Below are 8,653 nucleotides of genomic sequence, written 5' to 3' on the forward strand. Positions count from 1 at the left end.
GCCTGACCGCCGAGGTCGGCGCCTCCATCACCTCGGGTGCCGCGATCTGCGAGATCAAGGACTGACCCGCTCCACCGTCTCCACCCACGCCCGGCGGCCGCCCCTCATGGCCCGCCGGGCGTGGTGCGTGCGGGCTCGTACGGCGGACTGGGCCGATCGGCGGAACGATTCACCGTCAGGTGGGTGATACGGCAGGTGGTCCGGGAGAACCGCGGGGCTGCTGCGCCTTCCCGAGGGGCTCGCCCGCTGCCGGGGCCGCCGGCCGGGCACCCGTACACGGCCCCCGCGGTCGCCCGTACACGGCCCCCGCGGTCGCCCGTACTCGGCCCCCGCGGGCGCCCGCGCGTCGTACCGCCCGCCGTGGCGCGCCGGGGAACCGTGGACCCCGTGGCACCGGCGGCCCGCGCGGCGCGTCACCCGCCCGGTGTCCGTGCCGCCCTCACCGGCGGCGCAGGTCGGCCACGCGGCCGCGGTCGGGGGACGCCGGGTCGCCCAGGCCCGCGGCGGGACGCAGGGGGGAGGAGCCGGGTACGTGCCCTCGTCGTGGTCCCGGCAGGGGAGCGCGGCGGCCCGCCGGGACCTGGTCACCCCCCGGGCTTCCGCTCGCCCCCGTGACGGCGATCTGCACCCCCTGGTCGGCGAGCGCCTGCAGCTCGGTGGCGGCCCGGTCGTCGTGGGCGGGCGGTTCGTCGGTGACCAGCCGGGTGATGAGGTCGGTCGGCACGGTCTGGAACATCGTGTCCGTGCCGAGCTTGGTGTGGTCGGCGAGGACCACGACCTCGGCGGCGGCCTGCACCAGGGCCCGGTCGACGGACGCCGAGAGCATGTTGGAGGTCGACAGCCCGCGATCGGCCGTCAGGCCGCTCCCGGAGAGGAAGGCCCGCGACACCCGCAGCCCCTGGAGGGACTGCTCGGCACCGGAGCCGACCAGGGCGTAGTTGGACCCGCGCAGGGTGCCCCCGGTCATCACGACCTCCACCCGGTTGGCATGGGCCAGGGCCTGGGCGACCAGGAGGGAGTTGGTGACGACCGTCAGGCCCGGCACGCGCGCGAGGCGGCGGGCCAGTTCCTGCGTGGTCGTACCGGCCCCGACCACGATCGCCTCGCCTTCTTCGACGAGGCCCGCCGCGAGGTCGGCGATGGCCGTCTTCTCGGCGGTCGCGAGATGCGATTTCTGCGGGAAGCCGGACTCCCGCGTGAAACCGCCCGGCAGTACCGCACCGCCGTGCCGGCGGTCGAGGAGTCCTTCTGCCTCCAGTGCGCGCACGTCCCGCCGTACGGTCACTTCGGAGGTCTGGACGACGCGGGCGAGTTCACGGAGCGACACGGCACCGTTCGCTCGCACCATTTCGAGGATCAATTGGCGACGTTCAGCAGCGAACACGAAACTGACAGTAACCCCAGCGACCGTCTGGTTTCAGCAGTTTGCGCCGAATAACAGAAGTTGTTCGCATGGCGGGGTGGGAGGTGGTATAGCACCTACCCGCCCCGACTATGCCGCCCGCATGCGCGGCGACTCCCCGTGACCAGCGGGAAGCCGGCCGGCCCGGTCAGGCCTCCGCGCCCCCCTTGCGGTTGTGCAGCTGCCGGGCGACCTCCGCGATCGACCCCGAAAGGGAGGGGTACACCGTGAACGCGTTCGCGATCTGTTCGACCGTCAGATTGTTGTCGACGGCGATCGAGATGGGGTGGATCAGTTCCGAGGCGCGGGGAGCCACGACGACACCGCCGACGACGATCCCGGTGCCGGGCCGGCAGAAGATCTTCACGAAGCCGTCCCGGATGCCCTGCATCTTGGCGCGCGGGTTGCGCAGGAGGGGCAGCTTGACGACCCGCGCGTCGATCTTGCCGCCGTCGACGTCGGCCTGCGTGTAGCCGACGGTGGCGATCTCGGGGTCGGTGAAGACGTTGGACGAGACCGTCTTCAGGTTCAGCGGGGTCACCGCGTCGCCCAGGAAGTGGTACATGGCGATGCGCCCCTGCATGGCGGCGACGGAGGCCAGGGCGAACACCCCGGTGACGTCGCCGGCCGCGTACACGCCCGGCGCGGTCGTGCGCGAGACCTTGTCGGTCCAGATGTGCCCGGACTCGCGCAGCTTGACCCCGGCCTCCTCCAGGCCCAGTCCCGCGCTGTTCGGCACGGCGCCGACGGCCATCAGGCAGTGCGAGCCGCTGATGACGCGGCCGTCGGCCAGCGTCACCTCGACCCGGTCGCCGACGCGCTTGGCGGACTGCGCGCGGGAGCGGGCCATGACGTTCATGCCGCGGCGGCGGAAGACGTCCTCCAGGACGGCGGCGGCGTCCGGGTCCTCGCCGGGCAGCACGCGGTCGCGCGAGGAGACCAGCGTGACCTTGGATCCGAGGGCCTGGTAGGCGCCGGCGAACTCGGCACCGGTGACGCCGGAGCCGACCACGATCAGCTCGTCCGGCAGCTCGGTGAGGTCGTAGACCTGGGTCCAGTTGAGGATGCGCTCGCCGTCGGGCTGGGCGTCGGGCAGCTCGCGCGGGTGACCGCCGGTGGCGATGAGGACGGCGTCGGCGGCGAGGGTCTCCTCGGTGCCGTCGGCGGCGGTGACGACGACCTTCCGGGACCCGTCCAGGGCCTGCATGCCGTCCAGCCGGCCGCGTCCGCGCAGGACCCGGGCGCCGGCCCGGGTGACGGAGGCGGTGATGTCGTGCGACTGGGCGAGCGCGAGCCGCTTCACGCGCCGGTTGACCTTGCCGAGGTCCACGCCGACCACCCGGGCCGCCTGCTCCAGCGGCGGGGTGTCGTCGGCGACGATGATGCCGAGCTCCTCGTACGAGGAGTCGAAGGTCGTCATGACCTCGGCCGTAGCGATAAGGGTCTTCGACGGCACGCAGTCGGTCAGCACCGACGCTCCGCCCAGACCGTCGCAGTCGACGACGGTCACCTCCGCGCCGAGCTGAGCGGCCACCAGCGCCGCTTCATATCCGCCGGGTCCGCCACCGATGATCACGATCCGAGTCACGTACCCCATTGTCCCGCACGCTTCAAGGTGCTACTGCCCGGGGGCGCCACCGGGCCGCTCCCGGGGCGCCCGGGGCGCGCGGGACGCCTGCCGTACCCTCTGTGCATGTCGCTCTATGCCGCGTACGCCGGCAACCTCGACGCGCGCCTGATGTCCCGCCGCGCCCCGCACTCGCCGCTGCGCGCCACCGGGTGGCTGAACGGCTGGCGGCTGACCTTCGGCGGTGAGCAGCTCGGCTGGGAGGGCGCGCTGGCGACGATCGTCGAGGACCCGCTGGCCCAGGTCTTCGTCGGCCTGTACGACATCGCTCCCCCGGACGAGGAGTCGCTCGACCGGTGGGAGGGCGTGGGGATGGAGATCTACCGCCGGGTACGCGTGCGCGTGCACACGCTGGACGGCGAGGAGTTCGCCTGGGCGTACGTCCTCAACGCCTACGAGGGCGGGCTGCCGTCGGCGCGGTACCTGGGCGAGATCGCCGACGCGGCGGAGTCGGCGGGGGCGCCGCACGACTATGTGATGGAACTCCGCAAGCGCCCCTGCTGAGCCCGCGCGCGGTGCTTTGCCGCGGTTTTTCCCTCCGTTTGTGGAAACCGACAAGACATCGGGCGCAAACCCGTGAGGTCTGTCATCTACGCGCGTAGGCGAAGACCGGCTACCCTCTTCGGCGTGAACGCATCTCTTCTTCCGGACGACATCAAGGGCGACCCCTACGCCGCCGCCGACGCCGCCGCGCGCCTGCGCGAACTGACCGGCGCCGAGACCCACGACGTCGCCCTCGTGATGGGCTCCGGCTGGGCTCCGGCCGTCGACGCCCTGGGCGCGCCCGACGCCGAGTTCCAGGTCACCGAGCTGCCCGGCTTCCCGCCGCCGGCGGTCGAGGGTCACGGCGGAAAGATCCGCTCGTACTCCTCCGGTGACAAGCGCGCCCTGGTCTTCCTGGGCCGCACGCACTACTACGAGGGCCGCGGCGTCGCCGCCGTCGCCCACGGTGTGCGCACCGCCGTGGCCGCCGGCTGCAAGACCATCGTGCTGACCAACGGCTGCGGCGGTCTGCGCGAGGGCATGCGCCCCGGCCAGCCGGTCCTGATCAGCGACCACATCAACCTCACGGCGACCTCCCCGATCGTCGGCGCGAACTTCGTGGACCTGACGGACCTGTACTCGCCGCGCCTGCGCGCCCTGTGCAAGGAGATCGACCCCTCGCTGGAGGAGGGCGTCTACGCCCAGTTCCCCGGCCCGCACTACGAGACCCCGGCCGAGATCCGCATGGCCCGCGTCATCGGCGCGGACCTCGTGGGCATGTCCACGGTCCTGGAGGCCATCGCCGCCCGTGAGGCCGGCGCGGAGGTGCTCGGCATCTCCCTGGTCACCAACCTGGCCGCGGGCATGACCGGCGAGCCCCTCAACCACGAGGAGGTCCTCCAGGCGGGCCGCGACTCGGCCGCCCGGATGGGGGAGCTGCTGGGCCAGGTGCTGGGCAAGCTGTAGGAAACGCCGGCCGGACCGGCGCGGACGGGCCGCCGGTTCGCACGGGCGGGCCGCCGCTTCGCGTCGGCGCCGGCGCGATCCCGCCGGTTCAGCGCGCGGCCGACCGGGCCGGGCGAGCGGGTGGGCGGACGGGGGCCCGGGGCGGAGCCCCCGGTGGACCAGGCAGACATGGAGAGGTTGATCCCAAGGTGCACGACGATCTGATCGCCCGGGCCGAGGCCTGGCTCGCCGAGGACCCGGACCAGGAGACGCGCGACGAACTGGCCAAGCTGATCGAGGCCGGTGACACGGCGGAGCTGTCGGCCCGCTTCAGCGGCACCCTGCAGTTCGGCACCGCCGGCCTGCGGGGAGAACTCGGTGCCGGCCCCCTGCGGATGAACCGCAGCGTCGTCATCCGCGCCGCCGCCGGCCTCGCCGCGTACCTGAAGAAGCAGGGCCACACCGACGGGCTCGTCGTCATCGGCTACGACGCCCGCCACAAGTCCGCCGACTTCGCCCGCGACACCGCCGCCGTGGTGACCGGTGCCGGCCTGCGCGCCGCCGTACTCCCCCGCCCGCTGCCCACCCCGGTCCTGGCCTTCGCGATACGGCACCTCGGCGCGGTCGCGGGCGTGGAGGTCACCGCTAGCCACAACCCGCCCCGGGACAACGGCTACAAGGTCTACCTCGGCGACGGCTCCCAGATCGTGCCCCCGGCCGACGCGGAGATCGCCGCCGAGATCGACGCGATCGCCTCGCTGCACGACGTGCCCCGCCCGGACAGCGGCTGGGAGACCCTGGACGACTCGGTCCTGGACGCCTACCTCGCCCGCACGGACGCCGTGCTGGACCCCGCCTCCCCCCGCACCGCCCGCACGGTCTACACGGCCATGCACGGCGTCGGCAAGGACGTCCTGCTGGCCGCCTTCGCCCGCGCCGGCTTCCCCGAGCCGGTGCTGGTCACCGAGCAGGCCGAGCCGGACCCGGACTTCCCGACGGTCGCCTTCCCGAACCCGGAGGAGCCCGGCGCGATGGACCTGGCGTTCGCGCGGGCCCGCACCGCCGGCCCGGACCTCGTCATCGCCAACGACCCGGACGCCGACCGCTGCGCCGTGGCCGTCAGGGACGGCGGCGACTGGCGGATGCTGCGCGGCGACGAGGTCGGCGCCCTGCTCGCCGCCCACCTGGTCCGCCGCGGCGCCCGGGGCACCTTCGCCGAGTCGATCGTCTCCTCGTCCCTGCTCGGCCGGATCGCCGAGAAGGCGGGTCTGCCGTACGAGGAGACGCTGACCGGCTTCAAGTGGATCGCCCGCGTCGACGGCCTGCGCTACGGCTACGAGGAGGCCCTCGGCTACTGCGTGGACCCGCAGGGCGTGCGCGACAAGGACGGCATCACCGCCGCGCTGCTGATCACGGAGCTGGCGTCCGTGCTGAAGGAGGAGGGCCGTACCCTCCTCGATCTGCTCGACGACCTCGCCGTGGAGCACGGACTGCACGCCACCGACCAGCTGTCGGTCCGCGTCCAGGACCTCTCGCTGATCGCGGACGCGATGCGCCGGCTGCGCGAGCAGCCGCCGACCGAGCTGGCCGGCCTGCCCGTCACCCGCGCCGAGGACCTGACCCGGGGCACGGAGCAGCTGCCGCCCACGGACGGCCTGCGCTACACCCTCGACGGCGCCCGGGTCATCGTCCGCCCCAGCGGCACCGAACCCAAGCTGAAGTGCTACCTGGAGGTCGTCGTACCGGTCGCCGCGCACGCCGGTCTGCCGGCCGCCCGCGCCCGCGCGACCGAGCTGCTGACGGCGGTCAAGCGCGACCTGTCGGCGGCCGCCGGCATCTGAGTCCGGCAGACGTCACCGGCGCCGTCACGTCCGGGAGACGGCACCGGCCGGGCGGGCCGCTCCGGGGACGGCGCCGGCCGCCCCGGCGGGCCGGACGTCAGGCCGCGAACACCAGCGCCGCCGCCCAGGCGGCCTCCAGGACCAGCGCCAGGGGCCACAGCGGCCGGCCCCGCTGTCCTTCCCCGGCGGATTCGGACGGCCGCAGCGCCGGGGTGCGCCACAGGGCGGTGATCTCCCCGGCCACCCGCTCGTGCGGGTGGACGAGCCGGAACCTGCGCTCCAGCCAGGGCCAGCGGGGCGCGTGCGCCGACCAGGCGGTGAACGAGGCCCGCAGGCTGTCCACCGTCAGCTCGGTGCCCTTGCACTCGACGGTCCTGATCTCGTCCCAGGGCAGGTGCCGGGGACCGCGCAGCCCGTTGAACCACAGTCCCTCGCGGTCGGCCGTGATCCGCCACGCGAGCCAGTGCGGCAGCCACAGCGCGCCGACGAAGCCGGCGACGGCACCGAGCGCGTAGCGCCACCCTCCGGTCTCGCTCCAGAAGAGGCTGCCGGCCCAGAACACCAGCAGCAGCGCGCAGAGCCGGTCCAGCGGACCCGCCCGCCACTGCCGTACGCCCGCCGGGACCGCCCCGGACGCGACGGCGTCCCCCGCCGACCGGCGCAGTTCCGCGTACGCCGTCCGCCGGGCCGTCCGGCGCTCCTCCCGGGCCAGTGCGCGCCGCACGGACGCGTCGGACAGGGGCCGGACCGGTCCCGACGACCGTTCGCACACCGGCGGCCGGCCCGCCTCCTCGGCGGCCGTGACCAGCAGGACCTCGGCGCCGTCGCAGGGCGCGCCGTGGAGCACGGCCTCCCGCAGCGGTCCCGGCCCCTCCCGGTCGAGCCGCGCGAGGAGCGCCTGCGTCTCCTCCTCGTCGCCGTCCGCCGTTCCGACGCCGCCCCCGGCCTCCGTGACGGCGACCCGGAACAGGGGGCGCAGCCCGGCCGGGTCGTCGGCGGCGAACACCTCGGTGTCCCCGTCGGCGCCCTCACGCACGAGCACCCGCAGGACGGGCGCCGGCGCGGCCCGCAGGGCAGCGGCCCGGCGGCGGCCCAGCAGCCCGGAGAGCAGCGTGGTCAGCCCCTGGCCCGCCACGAGCCAGGCGAGCGTCCGCCCCGCCGGTGCCGCTCCGGCCGGGGTCAGCGCGACCGCGCCGGCCCCGAGGGCGAGCAGGACGGTCCCGGATCCGGTCAGGAACCGGCCGCGCGGCTGGGGCCCCTCCGCGTCCGGCAGCGGCGCGGTCGTCCCGCCGGCCGCCTCCCGGGCCCGTTCCCGCTGCCGGCGCCGTGCCACCAGCCGCAGCACGGCCGCCCCCCAGACCAGGGCCAGGCCGGCCACGGCGGCCGCCGTGGCCGGCCCACCGGTCCCCGGCCCGCTCGTCCCCGGCCGCAGGGCGAGCAGCAGCACCGCCGCGACCGGCGCCGACACCGGCACGATCTCCGGGCGCGCGCACAGCCACAGCACGTGGAGCGCCGACAGCGCGGCGGCCCACGGCTGCCAGCCGGCGGGCGACGCCAACAGCGCGGTGACCGCCACGGTGGCGCACCACGCGGTGAGGAGGTGTCCGTTCCCGGACGGCTGGGGCACCCAGCGGGGCGGCAGCGCGCCGAGCCAGCGGCGGGCGTGCTCACCGCTCCACGCGGGGCCGCCGTCGGGCACGGCCGGACCGGCGGGCCCGGCCGAGGCGGGCAACGGCAACGGCAACGGTTCTCGGGAGGTCGTACTCATCGCTTTCCCGTCACTGAGCAGGGGGAACGACTGGACCGTCCCCGACCGCGGCACGCCACGCCCTACGCGTCCCACCGCACCGGGCCGACCGGCCCCGCGCGACCGGCGAGCCCCCCGTCAGCCGACGGCGAGCAGGATGCCCAGCAGCACCGCGCCGGCGACCGCGGGCGCCGCCACCTCGTACGCCCAGCGCACGGTGACCTCGCCCTGCGCCGACTCGGCCTCGCGCCGGCGCTCCAGCAGCTCCCGCAGGTCGTCCATGACCTGGTCGGTCTCCGCGCGGGTCGGCCCGGTGTCGGGTCCGCGCAGGCTGAATCCGCCGAGGCCCGTGCCGCTCGGGCCGAGCACGCCGCCCCGGCCGGCCGGGGCCGCGCCGCCGGCCGCGTCCCCCGCCGCCGCCCGCTGCTGCCGGCGGGCCGCCTTGTTGCGGGCGCGCAGCGACACGGGGACGGCCCACAGCTGGTACTTGGTGCCGGAGGCGGCGACGACCTCGTTGGAGTAGCCGGAGCGCAGGGAGGCGACCTCGCCCCAGGGCAGGGTGACGACCCGGAAGGGGTTGCGGACGCGCAGCCGGTCCTCGCTCGCGA

The 8,653-nt window shown here is 75.1% G+C and carries 7 protein-coding genes; 3 read left to right on the plus strand and 4 right to left on the minus strand.

Going from position 1 to position 8,653, the window contains the following annotated elements; all coding sequences use genetic code 11:
- Nucleotides 1-439: 439 nt before the first annotated feature.
- Nucleotides 440-1,384 carry a DeoR/GlpR family DNA-binding transcription regulator gene (locus tag IE312_RS03805; RefSeq protein ID WP_189978373.1) on the minus strand — a complete coding sequence of 315 codons (945 nt, stop codon included), beginning with the start codon at nucleotides 1,382-1,384 and terminating at the stop codon, nucleotides 440-442.
- Nucleotides 1,385-1,550: 166 nt separating this feature from the next.
- Complete coding sequence (locus IE312_RS03810) at nucleotides 1,551-2,999, minus strand: NAD(P)H-quinone dehydrogenase (RefSeq protein ID WP_189978375.1); 1,449 nt, start codon at nucleotides 2,997-2,999, stop codon at nucleotides 1,551-1,553.
- Nucleotides 3,000-3,095: 96 nt separating this feature from the next.
- Between IE312_RS03810 and IE312_RS03815 the strand changes: the two genes are divergently transcribed.
- The 3 genes from IE312_RS03815 (at nucleotide 3,096) to IE312_RS03825 (ending at nucleotide 6,298) form a co-directional block, all read left to right on the plus strand.
- Nucleotides 3,096-3,533: a gamma-glutamylcyclotransferase family protein gene (locus IE312_RS03815; protein ID WP_189978377.1), complete on the plus strand. Its 438-nt coding sequence runs from the start codon at nucleotides 3,096-3,098 to the stop codon at nucleotides 3,531-3,533.
- A 123-nt stretch (nucleotides 3,534-3,656) separates the two neighbouring features.
- Nucleotides 3,657-4,478: a purine-nucleoside phosphorylase gene (locus IE312_RS03820; RefSeq protein ID WP_189978379.1), complete on the plus strand. Its 822-nt coding sequence runs from the start codon at nucleotides 3,657-3,659 to the stop codon at nucleotides 4,476-4,478.
- A gap of 188 nt (nucleotides 4,479-4,666) precedes the next feature.
- Nucleotides 4,667-6,298: a phospho-sugar mutase gene (locus tag IE312_RS03825; RefSeq protein WP_189978381.1), complete on the plus strand. Its 1,632-nt coding sequence runs from the start codon at nucleotides 4,667-4,669 to the stop codon at nucleotides 6,296-6,298.
- A gap of 97 nt (nucleotides 6,299-6,395) precedes the next feature.
- Here the strand turns inward: IE312_RS03825 and IE312_RS03830 are convergent, their stop codons facing one another.
- The gene (locus IE312_RS03830; RefSeq protein ID WP_229899004.1) at nucleotides 6,396-8,066 is read right to left on the minus strand and encodes a hypothetical protein; all 1,671 of its coding nucleotides are present in this window, start codon (nucleotides 8,064-8,066) and stop codon (nucleotides 6,396-6,398) included.
- Between the two features lie 117 nt (nucleotides 8,067-8,183).
- Nucleotides 8,184-8,653: PH domain-containing protein (locus IE312_RS38655; RefSeq protein WP_229899006.1), on the minus strand; the 470-nt coding region annotated here is incomplete at its 5' end.

The sequence above is a fragment of the Streptomyces capoamus genome (assembly GCF_014654935.1).
Lineage (GTDB): Bacteria > Actinomycetota > Actinomycetes > Streptomycetales > Streptomycetaceae > Streptomyces > Streptomyces capoamus.